The sequence below is a fragment of the Desulfovibrio sp. SGI.230 genome, assembly GCF_050313065.1.
Taxonomy (GTDB): Bacteria; Desulfobacterota; Desulfovibrionia; order Desulfovibrionales; family Desulfovibrionaceae; genus Desulfovibrio.
In genome coordinates, this window is sequence record NZ_JBNPKS010000014.1 from 52,703 (window position 1) to 72,820 (window position 20,118).

A 20,118-nucleotide genomic window follows, 5' to 3' on the forward strand; every position below is an offset into this window, starting at 1 on the left:
CTTCCCCGGCCCTCTTTTCCGGGGCACTTTCGGAAAGATGTCCTGCCGTGGTCAACCGCGGCGCTCCCTCCGGCAGCACCCCCTGCCGGGAACGCAAACAATCCCCCTTTCCCCGCTCCGCGACGGTCTTCCGCCGGAGCCCCTTCCCCGACACCTGCAACCGGCGGCCGGCGGCCTGAACCTCCGGTACGCCCTGTGGATATGCCATGTGCGGAATAGCCGGTATCTGCCGTCTTGACGGCCAGCCCCTGAACGAGGACGCCCGGGCCCATGTCCGGGCCATGACCGACGTCATCACCTACCGCGGCCCCGACGGCAGCGGCATCTGGCAGGAAGGGCCCGTCAGCCTGGGGCACCGCCGCCTGTCCATCATCGACCTTTCCGGCGGCAGCCAGCCCATGCAGGACGTGGACGGCGAGCTCTGCATCGTCTTCAACGGCGAGATCTACAACTTTGCCGAACTCCGGCAGGAACTGCTGCAGGCGGGCGCCCGCTTCCACAGCAGCCACTCCGATACGGAGGTCATCCTCCAGGCCTACCGCGTCTGGGGCACGGACTGCCTCCAGCGCTTCGACGGCATGTTCGCCTTCGCCCTCTGGGATGCTCCCCGCCGCCGTCTGTTCTGCGCCCGTGACCGCTTCGGCAAAAAGCCCTTCTTCTACACCCTGCAGCAGGGCAGCCTGTTCTTCGGCTCGGAGCTCAACTGCCTGGCCGCCGTGCCGGGGCTGGAGCTCACCCTCAATCCGCAGGCCGTCATGCGTTACCTGGCCTACGAATACGTGCCCACCCCGGACACCATGTACCGCGAGGCCAAGAGCCTGCCGCCCTCGCACTGGCTGCTGGTGGAGGACGGACGCCTGAGCATCCGCCGTTACTGGGACCTGCCCCCGGCCGATGAGGACGACCGTCGCTCCGAGGCCGATATCTGCGCCGACGTGCACGAGCTGCTCACCCGCGCCGTGGGCCGCCGCATGGTCAGCGACGTGCCCCTGGGGGTCTTCCTCTCCGGCGGCATCGACTCGTCCATCGTGGCCGGTCTCATGGCCCGCCAGTCTTCCACGCCCATCAAGACCTTTTCCATCGGCTTCACCGAGGCCAGCTACGACGAGAGCCGCTACGCCCGCGTGGTGGCCCAGCGCTGGAACACCGACCATCACGAGCGCGTGCTCTCGGCCGAGGACTGCGCCGAGCATCTGCCCAACATCATCAGCCGCATGGACGTGCCCATGGCCGACGCCTCGGTGGCGCCCACCTGGCTGCTTTCGGGCGTGACCCGCGAAAAAGTCACCGTGGCCCTGGGCGGCGACGGTGCCGACGAACTCTGGGCCGGGTATGAGCACTACATCGCCTTCAAGATCGCCGAATGGTACAACGCCATCCCCGGCATCCTGCGCCGCGGCGTCATCGAGCCCCTGACCCGGCTCCTGCCCGCCTCGGCCGGATACATCAATCCCCGTCTGGCGGTGGAGACCTTTTTGCGCGGCGCCCACGCCCCGGCCTGGGAACGGGTGCAGACCCTGCTCACCTCCTTCACGCCCGAGATGCAGGCCGAGCTGCTGGCCCGGCCCGACCACGACTTCCTGCGCCGCGAGAACCTCTTTGCGCCCACGCGGGAGCAGTTCGAGCACTGGCCCGCCGGTCCCTCGCCCCTGGCACGGGCCTTCCACGTCTATGCCCGCCAGTTCATGCTGGACGACATCCTGGTCAAGGTGGACCGCTGCTCCATGCTCCACTCGCTGGAAGTGCGCGCGCCCTTCCTGGACAAGGACTTTGCCGAATATGTGGCCCGCCTGCCCATCCGGCACAAGCTGCACGGTTTCCAGCGCAAATACCTGCTCAAGAAGGCCTTCACCGACGTGCTGCCGCCCGAGATCCTGCACCGCAACAAGCGCGGCTTCCAGATCCCCGTGGCGGCCTGGCTGCGCGGGCGCATGCGTCCGCTCATGGAAGAGCTTTTCGCTCCCGAGCGCCTGCGTGCCCAGGGCCTGTTCCGGCCCGAGGCCGTGCGCTCCCTGGTGGACGCCCACTGCTCCGGCAAGGCCGACCTGCGCAAGCCGCTCTGGACGCTGCTCGTGCTCCAGCTCTGGCTGCGCGCCCGGGGGATGTAACGGATAAAAAAAGAGGCCCGGTACGGCTGGCAGCCTTCCGGGATGGACGAGGGGGCGGGGGAACTTTTCCTGGCGGAAAAAAGTTCCCCCGCCCCCTCGCGCTCCCCCACCCCTTCAAAAACCGCTCATACGGGTTGGCAAAAGAGACAAGAGCATCCTGCAGGTCTGGGGAGGACGCCTCCCCAAGGATCAGGTGTCCTTCAGACAGACAGCAAACGACAGGGGCAGGCCGAGGCCCGCCCCTGAATGAGGTTTGAAAAGAAGGGATGCGTGGAGGGATCAGCCTGGTCGTACTGACGCCTTATGCCTTCACATAGCTGCTGAGGCCCCGGTGGATCTCCCTGGCCTCGTCCGTGAACAGGGCATCGAGACCAGCCACGCCCTTGGTCTTGAAGCCCGCCAGACCGGTGTTCAGGCGCTGCATCTCCAGATTGCCGCCGTTGAGGGCCACCTGCTGGAAGATCTGCTGGTCCATGGAGCTGCGCGGGGCATTGAAGGGCGGCAGCAGGCCGCCGTTCTCGTGCATCTGCAGGGCCAGGGTCTTGCAGGCCACGTCCATCTGCCCGGTGCGGTCCTTGCCGCTCTTGCAGTTGAACAGCGGCATCATGCCCATGATGTGCCCCAGCATGGCCAGACGCGCAGGCAGGCGATAGGGGTCGGCCCCGCTCATCCTGTAGCCTCCGGCGGCCCAGAGCGCGTGGATCTCGTAGCGCAGGGCCTGTATGTTCTGCCTGTCCCTGGCGGAGATGTCCGACCGCGCAAGATAGGTCTCCACCATCCCGCCGAGCATGTCGTCCCCGAAAAGCAGGGCCATGGCTTCCCTGTTGTACCGGTCGGACGTGCCCCAGCCGCCGATCAGGCCCTGGAGCCCGCCCTGCGCGCCGGTGTTCACGCCGAAATTGAAGGTGAGCACCTGCGGCCTGACCTTGACCGCCCTTTCCTGCCCGTCAGGCAGGACCACGTTCACCGTGCAGGTGCCGTCAGGCCCGCAGGCATCCTTCCACGAAGCGCATTGCTCGGCCAGATAGGTCTTTTCCGACGTGCCGAAGATCTCGCGCGGCACATCGGGCGTGACCAGACTGGTGGAAAGCAAAGGCAGGTCGATGACGGCATCGGGGTTCACCGCCAGCCTGCGCTGGACGTCCGCCAGCTTCGGGGAGCTTTGCAGGGCCGCCGTGAAGATCTCCGTGGCGCGGGTGGCGTTGGCCGCCCTTCTGGCCGCGGGATTCTTGATGGAATAGGCGCTGTTGATACCGTGCCGGAGGCCCCGGAACAGGGTGTTGCCGCCCACGGCGATCTCCGTGCGGGCCAGGTTCAAGGCATGGTTGGGCTGGCCCCTGTCCTCGCAGGAGACGCCATTGATGCCGTGCCGGGCCATGCTCCGGCCGATGGGGCCGGGCTGTGCGCCCGCACCGATATGGCAGGCGGGCGTGATGGTGGACGTGGCCGTCACTCCCGCGCCCCCGCGCCCCAGATATTGCAGATCGCGCCGGATGACGCCCCAGCCCTGCTCGTTGAGCACCTGGATATGGGCCTCCTTGATCTCCCTGGCCAGCTTCCCCGCCGACAGGCCGGGCAGCAGCCGGTGCAGTTCCTTGCCCAGCTCTCCGGGGAGCTCATTGAAGGACTTCATCACCGCATCGGGGACGCGTTCCCCGTCGGCCAGGCCACGCAGCTCGGGCGGATCGGTCATCTTGTCCTGCATGGCCGCCATCAGCCTGCTGAGATCCCGGGCCCGTTCCGCAAGGCGCATGCCCTTGTCCGAAGCGGGATCCAGGGTCCCCAGCTCCACACCCGTCCGGCGCACATGCTCCCCTATGACCCGTTCGTAGGCGGCATAGGTCTGCTGAAAGGCAAGACGCACGTTCCCGGCCGTGAAGGGGCTCTGCTCCTTCTGGGCGGCCATGATGTCCCGCTTGGTATCCAGCTGTGCCTTGAGCCCTTCCAGACAATGGAGCACCCCGGCCACGCCCTCCGCGCCTGCGGGCAGCCCCGCCTGGAAGGTGTCCAGATCCCTGCGCATGGCGTCCACCGCCCAGGAGACCGAGGCAAGCTCCCGCTCGCCCTCGGCAACGGACTGCTGCCCCCAGAAATCGTTCCCCACCAGAGGCACGCCCTGGCTCACCAGGCTGACGAAATAGTCGGGATCCACACCGGCCCGGCCCAGCTCCGCCATAAGCTCCGGCCGGAGGGCCCGCCGCCCCGTGGCCACCATGCCGCGCCCCAGGCAGGCCAGGTTGCGCTCCGCCGCCGCATCCAGGAGCCTGGACAGGCTAGCGCCGGTGAAGGCCTTGCCCTCCAGGGACTTCTTGCCGATGTACTGGTTGAACAAACGTGTGCCCTCGGCCTTGCCGCAGTAGGCGCAGACGCTGTCGCGCACGCGCTCGGCCGCGGCCCTGTTCCCGGCCTTTTCCTGGCTGCGTTGCGACAACTGCCAGAAACGGGCCTTGGCGGTCGTCGTCTGGAGCTTGTCCGTGCTCTGGTCGAGGCGGACGAAACTGCCCTGGGCCTGACTCAGGTGGCGCAGGCCGGCTATGGAATCGATAGGCATGGCTCCCCTCCTAGACCTTCACATAAAAGGGCTGCTCGCTCTCCATCACGGTGTCGCCCAGGGTCGCGCAACGCTGCGTCCAGAAGTCCAGCGACAGGGCGAAGGATTGCAGGAAGGCATCCAGTTTGTCCGCCGTGGCCTGTTCGGGCAGCCACATCTGCTGCAACAGCACGGTGTCGCTCTCCGGGGCCAGGGTGATGGTGGCGCCCTGGGTATCCTGCCACATGAGGTTGGCGGTGAGCAGGGCCCGCAGTTCCCGCAGGGCCACTTCCTCATCCTCGGAAAGCGTACCTATGCTGCCGAAGGCGATGAACGTGCCCTGCCCTTCATCAAAACGCAGATGCACCACATGGTCGTCGGCCGAAGCCAGGGCGCAGTAATTGGCGTCATCGAGCTGCAAAGGCTCGATCTCCTGCTGGCGGGAAAATTCTTCCAGAAGCGTGTTGGCGGTCTCGCGGCTTATCATGATGCCTCCTTCCGTGCAGAGGTCTAAAGAAGTTCAGGGGATATTTTCGGCCTGTTCCTGATGTTGGCGGTACTGCCGACAGCGTTGGCAACGGACAGGCTACACCAGTGAATCAGCAAAAAGAGTGCCAGAGAGCAACCGCGGCATGGCAGCGGAGCGGCCCCGCGCACCATACGCCTCCGGGCAGAGCGCCTTGCCCTGCCGGAGGGGAAGCAAAAGTCCATGCCCTCCCCGGCCGAGATGAGGGGAAGCCATATGGCATTATCCCCCAGGGGCTTGGACTTTTCAATCTGTCCGCCTCCCGGCGGCCTTGGCGAAACCGGAGCGCCTGGTCCGGCAAGACGCCCCGGCGGGCAGCCCTACCGGCGACGGCCCGGCAATCTGGCCCATCCCGGCCGGAGGGTCGTGCTGCGGGGCCAGCGTCCGTCGGCAGGGACAAAAAAAGCGAAGCCCCGGCAGCGGGGCTCCGCATCATGCAGCAAGGAAGGGAGAGAGGTATCAGAGGTTGGCTTTGAAAAACGCCTCGATCCTGTCGAAGGGGATGATGTCCACCCGGTCGTACAGGTCCGTATGCGAGGCCCGGGGCACGATCATCAGTTCCTTGTTGTTACCGCTGAGCTTCTTGAAGGCATCCTCGCTGAAGTAGCGGGAATGGGCCTTTTCCCCGTGGACCAGCAGGACCGCGCTGCGGATCTCGCCCGCATAGGCCAGCAACGGCATGTTCAGGAAGGACAGGGCCGAGGTGGCGTTCCAGGCACCGTTGGAGTTGATGGAACGGGGATGGAAGCCGCGCCTGGTCTTGTAATAATCGAAGTAATCCTTGACGAACTGCGGCTCGTCGCCCGTCAGGGCCTCGGGCAGGCCCGTGGCGGACGGTGCGACGCTGCCGGAACGTGCGTCCCGGGTGCGCTGTGCGTTCAGCTGCTGGCGCAGCGCGTAGCGGGCCTCGGCATCCATGGCGTCAAAATAGCCATTGGCCGTGACGCGGCTCATGTCGTACATGGTGACGGCCACGGTGGCCTTGATGCGGGTATCTATGGCGGCGGCGTTCAGGCCCATGCCGCCAAAACCGCAGATGCCGATGATGCCGATGCGCTCCGCATCCACCGCGTCCAGCGTGGTGAGGAAGTCCACCGCGGCGCTGAAGTCTTCGGTATTGATGTCCGGCGAGGCCACATGACGCGGCTCGCCGCTGCTCTCGCCCGTATAGGAGGGGTCGAAGGCCAGCGTCAGGAAGCCGCGTTCGGCCATGGTCTGGGCATAGAGCCCGGACGCCTGTTCCTTCACCGCGCCAAAGGGGCCGCTCACGGCCAGGGCCGCCAGCTTGCCCTTGGCATCCCGGGGCACGTACAGATCGCCCGCCAGGACAGTGCCGTAACGGGTGCGGAAGGTCACCTTGCGGTGTTCCACTTTGTCGCTCCTGGGAAAGACCTTGTCCCATTCCTGTACCAGTTCCATAGCCTTACCATCCTTGGAAGAAGCCGTGCCAGAGGGGGCCTTGTCTGCTGCGGCCGCAGATCCGGCAAACAGCATCGTGCCTGCCAGGATCGTCGCCGCCAGTGTTTTGCACATGCTCATCATGTCGCTCCGGCTTAAAGTTGTCCGGCAGGAACGTGCCTACCGGCGTTCTTTTCTGTGTAGCCGCAGCTCCTATCCATGACAAATACCTATATCGAATGTTTCACCATAGAAATAAGGCATGGATAAGCCAACATATGTCCCGCCTGGGCACACAGCTCCGGCACGGAAGGCCCCAGCAGTGCCTTGCAAGAAAGGGAAGCCCATCAAACGTGCGCCTCGTGGCGTTCGCGCCGCGCCACTTGATTTTTTCAAGAAAACGGCACGCATTTCTTGGCCCGGCTTCTGGCCCGGCCCCGGCGTCCCTGATACCTTTCCCTCCGGATACCGGGACTCCGCAACAACATCCCAGAGAGGTGACCCAGATGAAGATACAGCAGATCCGCAACGCCATGGTCCGCATCCGCTACGCCGGCAAGACCTTCCTCACCGACCCCTGGCTGGCGCCCAGGGGCAGCATGGGGACGTTCCGCGACTATCCCATATTCCGCTGCCGCCCCGAACGGCTGGACCTGCCCCTGCCCCTGTGCGACCTGCCCATGCCGGTGGCCGACATCCTGACCGGTGTGGATGCCTATATCGTGACCCATGTGCATCCCGACCATATCGACATGGCCGCCGACGGCAGCGTGGGCGCGCCGCTGGACAAGGCGGTGCCCGTGTTCGTGCAGAGCGAAGAGGATGCCGCCGTGCTCCGGCGCTCCGGCTTCGCCCGGGTGGAAGTGCTGGGAGAGGAGACCGTCTTTGCGGGCATCCGCCTCAGCAAGACGCCCGGACGCCACGGCACCATCATCCCCTGCGGGCCGTCCTGCGGCGTGGTCTTCCGGCATCCTGACGAAAAGACGCTCTATGTGGCCGGTGACACCATCTGGTTCGACGGTGTGGCCGAAAGCCTGCGCCGTTACCGGCCCGATGTGGTCGTGGTCAATGCCTGCGCGGCCGAACTGCTGGACGAGGGCCGCCTGATCATGGACGACGCGGACGTGGCCGCCCTGCACGCCGCCCGCCCGGAAGCGCGGATCATCGTCAGCCATATGGACACCGTGCCCCATGCGGCCCTGACCCGGCAGGACATGGACCAGGCCCTGCGCCGTCGCGGCATCCGGGAGGCCGTCTTCATGCCCGACGACGGCCAGAGCGCCGATTTTTAACGGCAGGAAAACTCCGTACGGCCCGCAGACGGACGGGCTGACGCATAGCGTGGCAGGCAGGAGGGATCCGTCCCGCCACGGTGCCTGCGCTCCGGCAGGGCCACGGCTCCGCCCGGCGCCCCTGCCCTGTGCCCTCCCCGAATCAGGTCCCCGCCGGTCCCCAGGCAGAACGCCTTCCTTCCCCTTCCCCCTCCGGCGGGGGCCTTCATTCCGCCAGATCTTCCGCTTCCCGAAGGACCACATGCAGCTCGTAGCTGCCCAGCGGTTCCACCTCGGCCAGGAAGGCATCCAGGGCCTCCATGTCCAGAAAATACATGTCGAGGAAATAGAGGTTGTCGCCTGTGGTGCGATAGCAATGGATGGTGCGCCTGCCCTCCTTGCGGCAGCAGGCCTTCAGGGCCTCCACAGGGCCATGCCTGAGCTGCACCCGGATGACGGCATGGACCTTGTAGCCGAAGACCGGGCAATTGACGTTGATGGTGTAGCGCTGAAGGATGCCCATGTCCTCCAGCCGTTCCACCCTGTTCCTGACGGCCTGCCCGGTGAGGAAGACCCGCGCGCCCAGTTCCTTCATGGTGATGCGCGCGTTCTTCCTGAGTTCTTCGACGATCCTCACATCCGTTGCATCTATCTTGGTCTTCATACGGCCTCCGCTCTGCCCCGCCATCTTCCCGGATAAACAGGCCAAAAGCAAATCTCCGTCCTCCTGACGGCAAGACGGCATCTTTGCCCTCCGCTTTTCCTGCCCGTCTTCCGCCCCTTCCGCAGCACAGTCCGCTTTCGTTGCCACATGACGGCAGGCGGCCTCCCCGGCCGCGAAGGCGACCCGTTACCCGCCTATCCCGGCAGCGGGCATGAAAAAAGCCCGGCGGACAGGGCATGCCTGTCTGCCGGGCTCGATGAGGCGGACGGATCGTCGCTGCTAGTAAGCGTGCTCGTCCTTCAGGTCTTCAGCGCTCAGGCTGTGGGAGAACAGGCGGTAGACCCAGAACTGGTACAGCAGCACGATGGGCACCATGACCAGAGCCACGCCCAGCATGATCTTGAGGGTCAGCTCGGACGAGGAGGCATTGAAGGCCGTCAGGGTGGCGGTGGGATCGATGGACGAGATGAGCATGCGCGGGAACATGCCCATGACGCCGAAGAAGGTCACACCGATGATGTACACGGCGCTGCACATCCAGGCCTTCCACAGCTGGCCGCGGCGCAGCATGCAGCGCACGCCCAGCAGACCGGCCAGGGCCACCACGGGCAGCAGGAGCAGCAGCGGATTGCTCCAGTAGTTGCTGAACAGGTCGGTGTTGAAGAAGGTCAGCACCAGGAAGGCCACCAGCAGGATGAGCATCACGGGCCAGAGCAGGTTGGCGCTGGCCACGGCGCGGGTCTGCAGTTCGCCCTGGCTCTTGATGGCCAGCCACAGGGAACCGTGCAGCATGAACATTACCAGGAAGAAGATGGCGCCGGCGATGCCGTAGCCGTTGACCAGGCCCATGAGCGTGCCGTGGAACACGCCTTCACCGTCGATGGGGATGCCCATGAACAGGTTGGCGAAGGTCACGCCCAGCAGCAGGGAGGGCACCAGGTTGGACAGGAAGTGGACCAGATCCCAGAAGCCGCGCCACACGCCGCTTTCCACCTTGCCGCGGAACTCGAAGGACACGGCGCGGAAGATCAGGGCGAACAGCAGGATCAGCAGGGGAGCGTACAGGGCGCTGAACATCACGGCATAGACCTTGGGGAAGGCCGCGAAGGTCACGCCGCCGGCGGAGATCAGCCACACTTCGTTGCCGTCCCAGAAGGGACCGGCAGCGTTGTACATGATGCGGCGTTCTTCCTCATTGCTGCCGATGAAGGGCAGCAGGCTGCCCAGACCCAGGTCGAAGCCGTCCAGGACGAAATACACGGCCCAGAGCAGCGCCCACAGGATGAACCAGATTACTTGCAAGGTTTCCAGCATGACTTAGTCCTCCTGCCCCTGCGGGCCCTTGATGGCGTACTTGCGCAGCAGGAAAATGTCCAGAAGGCCCAGCACGCTGTAAACGATGATGAAGGCCAGCAGCGACGTGGACACATGCTCGGCGGGCACCGGCGACACGGCGTCGCTGGTGCGCATCAGACCGTAGACGATCCAGGGCTGACGGCCCATTTCCGCCACCAGCCAGCCCATGGCGATGCTGATGTAGGGCAGCGGGATGCACCACACCAGGGCACGCATGAGCGTGGGGTTGATGGTCTCGCGGTTACGCTGCAGCGTGGCCCAGGCGGCCAGGGCCAGGAAGATGACACCAAAGAAGATCATGGCGCGGAAGCCCCAGAACACGGGCGTGACCGGCGGACGGTCTTCCTTGGGGAAGTCCTTGAGGCCCTTCACTTCGGCATCGGCGTCGCCGTAGGAGATCCAGCTCAGCAGGCCGGGGATGCCGATGGCTTCCACGGAGTTGGTCTCGTTGGCTTCGTCCGGCACCACGGCCAGATAGAAGGGAGCGTTCTTGGTGGTCTCCCAGTGGGATTCCATGGCGGCCAGCTTGGCGGGCTGCAGTTCGGACACCACCTTGCCCTGGATGTCGCCGCTCAGGGCGAGAGCCAGCACCAGCACCAGACAAATGGGAGCGGTCATGCGGAAGGAGCGGCGGAAGAATTCCACGTTGCTCTTGCGCAGCAGGTGCCAGGAAGACACGCCCAGCACGAAGAAGCAGGACAGCGTCCAGGCGGAGAGCAGGGTGTGGGCGTACATGCCCCAGGCGTAGGGGTTGGTGACCACGGCCATGAAGTCGGCCAGTTCGGCGCGGCCGTTCTGGATCACATAGCCCAGCGGGTTCTGCATGAAGCCGTTGGCCAGGATGATCCACAGGGCGGACAGGTTGCCGGCCAGCACCACCAGCCAGATGGCCAGCAGATGGGTCTTCTTGCCCACGCGATGCCAGCCGAAATGCCAGACAGCCAGGAACGTGGACTCCAGGAAGAAGGCCACAGTGGCTTCGATGGCCAGCAGGGAGCCGAAGATGTCGCCCACGTATTCCGAATACCGGGCCCAGTTGGTCCCGAACTGGAATTCCAGGGTGATGCCCGTCACCACGCCCAGGGTGAAGTTGATGATGAAAAGTTTGCCCCAGAACTTGGCATGCTTGCGCCAGACCTCATCCCCGGTGCGCACATAGCGGGTCTCCATCAGCGCGATGAGCAGGGACAGGCCCAGCGTCAGCGGCACGAAGATGAAGTGGAAAAAGACGGCCACGGCGAACTGTAGCCGCGAAAGCAGAATGACATCATCCATAGATCGTCCTCCTTATGGAGCGATCTGCATACCGTTATCCTTAGCGAAAAGCAAGACAAAGTTTAGGCCCTGCAAGGCCTTGACGGCTGATTGGGAAAGATTACTTATTCCCCAGCAAGTATCCATGGAGGTTGTCATCATGCCGGAAAATACGGCTCAATCCTGTGAATTTCGCGCCGAAGTGCGCAAAGTGCTGAGCATTCTCACCAATTCTCTGTATACCAATCGCGAGATCTTTCTCCGCGAGCTCATCTCCAACGCTTCCGACGCCCTGGACAAACTGCGCTTCCGCAGCAACCGGGGCGAGACCCCGCGCCATGACGACCTGCCGCTGGAGATCCGCATCAGCCTCGACAAGGACGCCAAGACCCTGACCATCGAGGACACCGGCCTGGGCATGACCGCCGCCGAACTGGCCGAGAACCTGGGCACCATCGCCAAATCCGGCACCGAGGCCTTCCGCGCCCAGCTGGCTGCCGAGGAAGCCAAGGCCGACGGCGAAAAAGCCGATGCCGCCAACATCATCGGCCGCTTCGGCGTGGGCTTCTATTCCGTGTTCATGGTGGCCGAAAAGGTGGACGTGACCTCGCGCCCGGCCTTCGGCGATGACGACAGCGCCGCCACCTGGACCAGCGACGGCCTGGGCACCTACACCGTGGCCCCCGCCGGTGACGACGCCCCGCAGCGCGGCACGCGCATCGTGGCCCACCTCAAGGAAGACGCCGCGGAGTTCCTCGAAAAGTTCCGCGTGGAATCCGTCATCCGCAAGCATTCGGCCTTCGTGCCCTTCCCCGTGCTGGTGGACGGCGAGCAGGTCAACACCCAGCCCGCCCTGTGGCGCGAGCCCAAGTCCTCCGTCACCAAGGAACAGTACGATGCCTTCTACCAGGCCCTGACCTATGACAGCAAGGCGCCGCTGGACGTGCTGCACATCTCCGTGGACGCGCCCGTGCAGTTCAACGCCCTGCTCTACATCCCCGACGCGCGTCAGGACCTCTTCGGCCTCGACCGTGATTTCTGGGGCCTGGATCTCTACGCCAGCCGCGTGCTCATCCAGCACCGCAACAAGGAACTGATCCCCGACTGGCTGGCCTTCCTCAAGGGCGTGGTGGACACCGAGGACCTGCCCCTCAACATCTCCCGCGAGACCCTTCAGGAAAACGTGGTCCTGCGCAAGATCAACCAGACCATCATCAAGCAGACCCTGAGCCACCTGGAAAAGCTGGCCGCCAAGGATGCCGGGAAGTACGCCGCCTTCTGGCGCCTGCACGGCCGCATCTTCAAGCTCTCCTACCAGGACTTCGCCAACCGCGAACGCATCGCCGGTCTGCTGCGCTTCAACACCTCGGCCCTGGACGACGGCGAAGCCCTCTCCAGCCTGGACGAATACATGTCCCGCGCTCCCGAAGGCCAGAAGACCTTCTGGTACGTCTCCGCGCCCAACCGTGAGGCCGCCCGCCTGAGCCCGCACCTGGAACGCTTCACCCGCAAGGGCATCGAAGTGCTCTTCCTCTACGAGCCCGTGGACGAGTTCGTCATGGAAGGCATGGGCAAGTACAAGGACTGGGAATTCAAGGCCATCGAGAACGCCGCCGATGACGCCCTGGACGCCTTCGCCGACAAGGCCGACAGCGAAAAGCCCGCCGCCGCGCCCCTTTCCGACGACGACAACGCCAGCTTCGACAAGCTGCTGGAACGCATCAAGGAAATCCTGGGCGAACGCGTGGCCGACGTGCGCGTCTCCCACCGCCTGGCCGACAGCCCGGCCGTGCTGGTCTCGCCCGACGGCATGACCTCGTCCATGGAAAAACTCATGCGCGCCATGCAAAAGGACGACTCCCTGCCCGTCAAGGTGCTGGAAGTCAACCGCGACCACGTGCTGCTGCGCAGCCTGCTCAAGATGTTCAAGGCCGATCCCCAGGACAAGACCCTGGCCGGCATGGTGGAGAACCTCTTCGACGCCTGCATGCTCCAGGAAGGCTACCTGCGCGATGCCCAGATGCTGGCCGGCCGCAGCAGCCATCTGCTGGAACAGGCCGCGGCCTGGTACGTGGAAGTGAAAAAGCTGTAACCCGCCGACGACACACCCCGCCCGCCGGCAGGACACCGGCGGACGTTCCTCCTCGCAGGATGTCCGGCCCCGCTCAGGGGCCGGGCATCCCCCCGTACCGGGGATCGCCGCAGGCCTTGCGCCTGCGGCGATTTTGCTGTCATCCCCCCTGCTCCGGCCGCCGCATCCATAAAAAGGGGACTCGCCCTGCCCTGCGGCTGCGGCACTTCGTCGACGATTCGCCGCCGTCCCGCCTTCCTGCCGTAAAGTTGGGGCGTCAGGACTTGACAAGCGCGTCCGTGCATTGTATGTGTTGCCGCTCTACGGCATTCATGCGCTGCCTGTCCGTCTTGGGCAGGCAGTGAAACTTTGGAGGAAACTATGCCTACTATCAACCAGCTCATCCGCATCGAGCGGACTGCGGTGGTGAAGCGCAAGAAGACCCCGGCCCTGCAGGCTTGCCCCCAGCGCCGCGGCGTGTGCACCCGTGTGTACACCACCACCCCCAAGAAGCCTAACTCCGCTCTGCGTAAGGTCGCCCGTGTGCGCCTGACCAACGGCATCGAAGTGACGGCCTACATCCCCGGCGAAGGCCACAACCTGCAGGAACACTCCGTGGTGCTCATCCGCGGCGGTCGTGTGAAAGACTTGCCCGGTGTCCGTTACCACATCGTGCGCGGCACCCTGGATACCTCCGGTGTGGCCGACCGTCGCAAGAGCCGTTCCAAGTACGGCGCCAAGCGTCCCAAATAGGTTATTTTTTGCTAACTCCGGCGTACGTCATGCAACGCACCCAGGCTGCCCTCTCACGGCGCGCCGGGGCGCTGCGGGGCTGGTGACGCCGAAACACAGAGATTCTCAAGGAGAATATCATGCCCCGTAAAGGTCCTGTCCCGAAGAGGGAAGTGCTGCCCGATCCGCTGTACAACAGCCGTCTGGTCACCAAGTTCGTGAACCGTCTCATGTACGACGGCAAGAAGGGCGCTGCTGAAAAGATTTTCTACAGCTCGCTGGAAACCCTGGGCGAAAAGACCGGTGAAGAACCCATGCGCGCCTTTGAAAAGGCCCTGGACAACGTCAAGCCCCATCTGGAAGTCAAGGCCCGCCGCGTGGGCGGTGCTACCTACCAGGTGCCCATGGAAGTCCGTCCCGAACGTCAGATTTCCCTGTCCATCCGCTGGCTGATCAACTATGCCCGTTCGCGCGGCGAAAAGGGCATGACCTCCAAGCTTTCCGCTGAACTGCTGGACGCCTACAACGGTCGCGGCGGCGCGGTGAAAAAGCGCGAAGATACCCACCGTATGGCCGAAGCCAACAAGGCTTTCGCCCACTACCGCTGGTAAGCTCGATTCCGAGTGACTGCTGCCGCGCCCGCAAGGGCGCGGCGCTTTTCCCCCCGCCCCACTGCCCCTTTTCTGGAGGATAACGTGTCCCGCACCACCCCCGTAGACAAACAGCGCAATATCGGCATCATGGCCCATATTGACGCCGGCAAAACCACCACCACCGAACGCATCCTTTTCTACACCGGTGTTTCCCACAAGATCGGCGAAACCCACGACGGTGAGTCCACCATGGACTGGATGGAACAGGAACAGGAGCGCGGCATCACCATCACCTCCGCCGCCACCACCTGCTTCTGGAAGGACTGCCGCATCAACATCATCGACACCCCCGGCCACGTGGACTTCACCATCGAAGTGGAACGTTCCCTGCGCGTGCTGGACGGTGCCGTGTGCGTGTTCGACGCCGTGGCCGGCGTTGAGCCCCAGTCCGAAACCGTGTGGCGTCAGGCCGACCGCTACCACGTGCCCCGCATCTGCTTCGTGAACAAGATGGACCGCATCGGTGCCAACTTCTTCCGCTGCGTGGGCATGATCCACGAACGCCTGGGCGCCAAGGCCGTGCCCCTGCAGCTGCCCATCGGCGCTGAAGACAAGTTCGAAGGCGTCGTGGACCTCATCGAAGGCAAGGCCCACCGCTTCGACAAGTCCTCCAAGGGCGCCCAGTTCACCGAAGAAGACGTGCCCGCCGAACTGAAGGACCTGTACGAAGAAAAGCGCCACGAACTCATCGAAGCCGTGGCCGAAGAAGATGAAGCCCTGCTGGAAAAGTACCTGGGCGGCGAAGATCTGACCCGCGAAGAGATCATTTCCTGCATCCGCAAGGCCACCATCGCCCGCAACATCGTGCCCGTGCTCTGCGGTTCCGCTTTCCGCAACATGGGCGTGCAGCCCCTGCTGGACGCCGTGGTGGACTACCTGCCCTCCCCCGTGGACATCGCCGTCATGACCGGCCATGAGCCCGGCAACGAAGAACACCTGATCGAATGCCCCTGCGACGACAAGGAACCCCTTGCCGGCCTGGTGTTCAAGCTGTTCTCCGACCCCTTCATCGGTCACCTGTCCTTCTTCCGCATCTACTCCGGCTGCCTGGAATCCGGTACCAGCGTGTACAACGCCAACACCGGCAAGAAGGAACGCATCGGCCGTATCCTGAAGATGCACGCCAACAAGCGTGAAGACATCAAGTGGGCCGGCGCCGGTGACATCGTGGCTCTGGTGGGCCTGAAGAACGCCTCCACCGGTGACACCCTGTGCGACGAAAAGCGCCCGGTGATCCTGGAATCCCTGAACATCCCCGAGCCCGTCATCGAAGTGGCCATCGAGCCCAAGACCAAGGCCGACCGTGATGCTCTGTCCGCCGCTCTGAACAAGCTGGCCAAGGAAGACCCCTCCTTCCGCGTCAAGGGCGACGAAGAAACCAACCAGACCCTGATCGCCGGCATGGGCGAACTGCATCTGGAAATCATCGTTGACCGCCTGACCCGCGAATTCAACGTCAACGCCAACGTGGGCAAGCCCCAGGTGGCCTACCGCGAAACCATCTCCAAGCCTGCCAAGACCGACATGAAGCATGCCAAGCAGTCTGGTGGTCGCGGTCAGTACGGTCACTGCGTGATCGAGGTGGAACCCAACCCGGGCAAGGGTTACGAGTTCATCAACTCCATCACCGGCGGCGTGATCCCCAAGGAATACATCCCCGCCATCGACAAGGGTATCCAGGATGCCATGAAGTCCGGCGTGCTGGCCGGCTTCCCCTGCGTGGACCTGAAGGTCAACCTGGTCTTCGGTAGCTACCACGAAGTGGACTCCTCCGAACAGGCCTTCTACGTGGCCGGTTCCATGGCCATCAAGGACGCCATGCAGAAGGCCGGCCCGGTCCTGCTGGAACCCATCATGGACGTGGAAGTGGTCACCCCCGAAGAATACCTCGGCGACGTGATGGGCGACCTCAACGGCCGTCGTGGTCGCGTGCAGAGCATGGAAGCCCGCGCCGGCGGTGCTCAGAGCGTGCGTGCCCAGGTGCCCCTGGCCTCCATGTTCGGTTACGCCACCGACCTGCGCTCCCGTACCCAGGGCCGCGCTACCTTCACCATGCAGTTCGATCACTACGAGCGTGTGCCCCAGGCTATCGCCGACGAGATCCAGAAGAGCAAAAACTAGCGTCCTGAACGTCCGTTCCCACAAAGACCGGACAGCGCTGGTTGCTTGATATGACGGCGGGGATTTTGCAAGGCAAGATCCCCGCCTTTTTTTCATCGTTTTCCTCCCGGAAGCCCATGACCGGAAAGGATGTTCCCATGAGCGATACGCGCAACGACCTGCCCCTCGGCTTCTCCGCCGGGGCCGCTGCCGCCGGTTTCAAAAAAGCCGGCCGCGACGACCTGGGGCTGATTGTTTCCGACCGTCCCGCCGTACTGGCGGGCCTGTTCACCACCAATGCCTTCAAGGCCGCCCCCGTGCAGGTCTGCCAGCAGACCCTGCGCGAGTACGGCACCTGCCGCGCCGTGATGGCCAACTCCGGCCAGGCCAATGCCTGCACCGGCGACGAAGGCCTGGAGAATTGCCTCGAGACCCGACGCATGGTCGCCGCCCTCACCGGGCTGGCCCCGCATGAGATCATGCCCATGTCCACCGGCGTCATCGGCGACCAGCTCAAGATGGACCGCTGGCGCGAGGCCGTGCCCTCCCTGGTGGAAAGCCTGGGCAGCCGCGATGCCGAAGGCTTTACCCGCGCGTTCATGACCACCGACGCCTTTCCCAAGTTCGCCAGCATCACCGTGCCCCTGTCCGGCGGCACCGTGCGCCTTACCGGCATGGCCAAGGGCGCTGGCATGATCTGCCCCAACATGGCCACCATGCTGGCCGTCATGCTCACCGACGCCGATGTGGACCGCGAGACCTGGCAGGCCATGTTCGCCCGCGCCGTGGACAAGACCTTCAACCGCGTCAGCGTGGACGGCGACACCTCCACCAACGACACCATCCTCGGCCTGGCCAACGGCGCTTCCGGCATCCGTGCCGAAGGTGAGGACGCCGCCCTGCTGGAAAAGGGCCTTACCGACATCCTGGGCCAGATCTCCTACATGCTGGTCAAGGACGGCGAAGGTGCCAGCAAGGTCATGCACATCACCGTGAGCGGCGCCGCCTCCGATGAGGACGCCTGCCGCATCGCCCGCACCGTGGGCCATTCCCAGCTGGTCAAGACAGCCATCTACGGCCAGGACGCCAACTGGGGCCGCATCGTGGCCGCTGTGGGCCGCAGCGGGGCCCAGGTGGACCCCAGCCGCGTGCGCCTGGTGCTCTGCGGCATCGAGCGTTTCCGCGACGGCCAGCCCGTCAACGGCGACAAGGAAGCCGAGCTTTCCGAGCTGCTCAAGGCCACCGACATCCCGGTGGAGATCCATATGGGTCTGGGCGACGGCTGCTACGATCTGCGCGCCTCCGACCTCGGCCACGAATACGTCAGCCTCAACGCCGATTACCGCTCGTAAGCGAGAAAGTTTTTTTATGAGGGGGGAAGGAGGCCCTTTGCCAGCGCCAAAAGGGCCTCCTTCCCCCCTCAAACTCCCCCCTTCCTCCCCAAACGCGCTTTATCAGGGAGAGGCGGAGAAACACGGCATCGCCGTGCTTCCCCGCCTCTCCTTTTCTGTCGCAGGGACATCTATTTCTCCGGCCATTCCTGCCGCCCTTCCCCAGCTTCCTCCCCGCCAATCGGGCTTGCCGTACAAGCGATCCTCCTATACTGCTAGGCAGCAGCCTCTCCGTCTTCCCTGCTTCGGACATCCTGACTTTTTCCCACCTCTTGCCACTTTGCTGACGCATGCTTATCTACAGTGAGCGAATCCCTACCTCGCACATCAAGGAGATACCATGACCAGCCAGATCAAGACCGTGCTGCTTCTCGCCCTGCTTTCCGCCATCATCATCGGCCTGGGCGGCATCATGGGCGGCCGCACCGGCATCATCATCGCCTTCGTGATCGCCATGATCATGAACGTGGGTTCCTACTGGTATTCGGACAAGATCGTGCTCTCCATGTACCAGGCCCGCGAGCTGTCCGAAGACGAAGCCCCCATGTTGCACCGCATGGTGGCCGAGCTTTCCGCCAATGCCGGCATCCCCAAGCCCCGCGTCTGTGTCATCCCCGAAGACGCGCCCAACGCCTTCGCCACCGGCCGCGACCCCGAGCACGGTGTGGTGGCCGTCACCGACGGCATCATGCGCATCCTCAGCCCCGAAGAGCTGCGCGGCGTCATCGCCCACGAGATCGGCCACATCGCCAACCGTGACATCCTGATCCAGACCATCGCCGGTGTGCTGGCCTCGGTCATCGTCAGCATCGCCAACTTCATGCAGTTCGCCGCCATCTTCGGCGGCAGCAGCAATGACGAGGAAGGCGGCACCAACCCCATCGCCGCGTTCCTGCTGGCCATCCTGGCCCCCATCGCCGCCAGCATCATCCAGATGGCCATCTCCCGCTCGCGTGAGTACCTGGCCGACGAGACCGGCGCCCGCATCTGCGGCCAGCCCCTGGCCCTGGCCGGTGCCCTGCACAAGCTGGGCGTGGCCAGCGGACAGATCCCCATGCAGAACGGCAACCCCAGCACCGAGCAGATGTTCATCGTCTCGCCGCTGTTCGGCTTCGGCGGCGGCAGCATGGCCAACCTGTTCAGCACGCACCCGCCGCTGGAAGAACGCATCGCCCGTCTGCAGGAGATGAGCCGTCAGGCCCGCTAACGGCCATCCCCGCCTCTCCGGCATACGAACCTTTTGACAAAAAAGCGGGCTTGGTGTGTAGTCAGCAATGACGCCACCTGCCCGCTTTTGTCGTGCCCGGGGGCGAATCTGATGCCGGTACGCCCGGCAGGAGAATGACATGAAACGTTTCCCCGTGATCCTTGCCCCCGCCCTGCTTGGGTCCCTTCTGATGCTGGGCGGCTGTGCCACCACAGGCCCCAATACGGCCCCCCTGCCGCCCGATCGTGACTGCCAGGAAGTCTACACCGTGGCTCCGGGCAATTACATCATCGACATCGCGGGCGGCTCCATGGTCGTCCTCGACCCGGCCGTGCAGGACTTCCCCCTGTTCTGCTCGCCCGAAGAAGCCCGTGCCGGTCTGAAGACCGCCATGGACAACGGTGCCCTGCCCGCCGGGGACTGGCGCATCTACCGCCTCAACGGCACCCTGCAGGAGATCGGCCAGCAGCCCGAACCCGGCCATTACAGCCTGGCCCGCATGGCCCGTCTGGTGGACTGGGTGAGCAAGGCCGAAACGGAAGACCCGGACAAGAAATAGCCTGTCCCCCTACCGGAGCAGCCCTGCACAAGGTCCCATGCCGTCACAGGCCTGGCGGACTTCCTTTGTGCCTCAATGCAAACAGCCAAAGCGCTCCCTCCTTGAAGGACGGAGCGCTTTTTTATGACCAGCACGGGCGGCATCGAACACCGGCCCCCCCTTCCCCAGTCCATCCCGCATCCCCTCCCCCCTTCCTGACGCCCTACGCCCTTCCTGACGCCCTACGCCCTTCCTGACGCCCTACGCCCTTCCTGACGCCCTACGCCCTTCCTGACGCCCTACGCCCTTCCTGACGCCC

Annotated in this window: 15 protein-coding genes; 9 read left to right on the forward strand and 6 right to left on the reverse strand. The window is 64.4% G+C overall.

What is annotated here, in order from left to right:
• Positions 1-206 precede the first annotated feature (206 nt).
• The gene (gene asnB / locus ACQRAG_RS10185; RefSeq protein WP_427803956.1) at positions 207-2,108 is read left to right on the forward strand and encodes an asparagine synthase (glutamine-hydrolyzing); all 1,902 of its coding nucleotides are present in this window, start codon (positions 207-209) and stop codon (positions 2,106-2,108) included.
• 301 nt (positions 2,109-2,409) lie between these two features.
• On the opposite strand, the gene ACQRAG_RS10190 is transcribed toward asnB, so the two are convergent.
• From ACQRAG_RS10190 to ACQRAG_RS10200, 3 genes are all read right to left on the reverse strand, one after another.
• A complete protein-coding gene (locus tag ACQRAG_RS10190) occupies positions 2,410-4,659 on the reverse strand; it encodes an inositol phosphate phosphatase SopB (protein WP_427803955.1) in 2,250 nt (749 codons plus the stop codon).
• 10 nt (positions 4,660-4,669) lie between these two features.
• A complete protein-coding gene (locus ACQRAG_RS10195) occupies positions 4,670-5,125 on the reverse strand; it encodes a type III secretion system chaperone (RefSeq protein ID WP_006007678.1) in 456 nt (151 codons plus the stop codon).
• 498 nt (positions 5,126-5,623) lie between these two features.
• A complete protein-coding gene (locus ACQRAG_RS10200) occupies positions 5,624-6,583 on the reverse strand; it encodes an alpha/beta hydrolase (RefSeq protein ID WP_427803954.1) in 960 nt (319 codons plus the stop codon).
• A gap of 485 nt (positions 6,584-7,068) precedes the next feature.
• On the opposite strand from ACQRAG_RS10200, the gene ACQRAG_RS10205 reads away from it, so the two are divergent.
• The gene (locus tag ACQRAG_RS10205) at positions 7,069-7,854 is read left to right on the forward strand and encodes an MBL fold metallo-hydrolase (RefSeq protein WP_427803953.1); all 786 of its coding nucleotides are present in this window, start codon (positions 7,069-7,071) and stop codon (positions 7,852-7,854) included.
• A gap of 205 nt (positions 7,855-8,059) precedes the next feature.
• Here ACQRAG_RS10205 and ACQRAG_RS10210 read toward each other — a convergent pair whose 3' ends face one another.
• From ACQRAG_RS10210 to ACQRAG_RS10220, 3 genes are all read right to left on the reverse strand, one after another.
• Entirely contained in the window at positions 8,060-8,497 is a 438-nt protein-coding gene (locus ACQRAG_RS10210; protein ID WP_168934917.1) for an Lrp/AsnC family transcriptional regulator, read from the reverse strand.
• 279 nt (positions 8,498-8,776) lie between these two features.
• A complete protein-coding gene (gene cydB / locus ACQRAG_RS10215) occupies positions 8,777-9,811 on the reverse strand; it encodes a cytochrome d ubiquinol oxidase subunit II (protein WP_297158470.1) in 1,035 nt (344 codons plus the stop codon).
• Between the two features lie 3 nt (positions 9,812-9,814).
• Positions 9,815-11,128: a cytochrome ubiquinol oxidase subunit I gene (locus ACQRAG_RS10220; RefSeq protein WP_168934915.1), complete on the reverse strand. Its 1,314-nt coding sequence runs from the start codon at positions 11,126-11,128 to the stop codon at positions 9,815-9,817.
• Between the two features lie 124 nt (positions 11,129-11,252).
• Between ACQRAG_RS10220 and htpG the strand changes: the two genes are divergently transcribed.
• The 7 genes from htpG (at position 11,253) to ACQRAG_RS10255 (ending at position 19,820) form a co-directional block, all read left to right on the forward strand.
• A complete protein-coding gene (gene htpG, locus ACQRAG_RS10225) occupies positions 11,253-13,199 on the forward strand; it encodes a molecular chaperone HtpG (protein WP_204626410.1) in 1,947 nt (648 codons plus the stop codon).
• 360 nt (positions 13,200-13,559) lie between these two features.
• Positions 13,560-13,931, forward strand: a complete 372-nt coding sequence (gene rpsL, locus ACQRAG_RS10230) for a 30S ribosomal protein S12 (RefSeq protein WP_006007654.1) — start codon at positions 13,560-13,562, stop codon at positions 13,929-13,931.
• Between the two features lie 119 nt (positions 13,932-14,050).
• Positions 14,051-14,521 carry a 30S ribosomal protein S7 gene (rpsG, locus tag ACQRAG_RS10235; RefSeq protein WP_006007647.1) on the forward strand — a complete coding sequence of 157 codons (471 nt, stop codon included), beginning with the start codon at positions 14,051-14,053 and terminating at the stop codon, positions 14,519-14,521.
• 84 nt (positions 14,522-14,605) lie between these two features.
• Positions 14,606-16,684: an elongation factor G gene (gene fusA / locus ACQRAG_RS10240; RefSeq protein ID WP_168934913.1), complete on the forward strand. Its 2,079-nt coding sequence runs from the start codon at positions 14,606-14,608 to the stop codon at positions 16,682-16,684.
• Between the two features lie 137 nt (positions 16,685-16,821).
• The gene (gene argJ, locus ACQRAG_RS10245) at positions 16,822-18,015 is read left to right on the forward strand and encodes a bifunctional glutamate N-acetyltransferase/amino-acid acetyltransferase ArgJ (protein ID WP_427803952.1); all 1,194 of its coding nucleotides are present in this window, start codon (positions 16,822-16,824) and stop codon (positions 18,013-18,015) included.
• Positions 18,016-18,394: 379 nt separating this feature from the next.
• Positions 18,395-19,261, forward strand: coding sequence for a zinc metalloprotease HtpX (locus ACQRAG_RS10250; RefSeq protein WP_204626662.1), 867 nt, complete (start codon positions 18,395-18,397; stop codon positions 19,259-19,261).
• 139 nt (positions 19,262-19,400) lie between these two features.
• On the forward strand, positions 19,401-19,820 hold the full coding sequence (locus tag ACQRAG_RS10255) for a DVU_2496 family lipoprotein (RefSeq protein ID WP_302260998.1): 420 nt from the start codon (positions 19,401-19,403) through the stop codon (positions 19,818-19,820).
• The last annotated feature ends 298 nt before the right edge of the window (positions 19,821-20,118 follow it).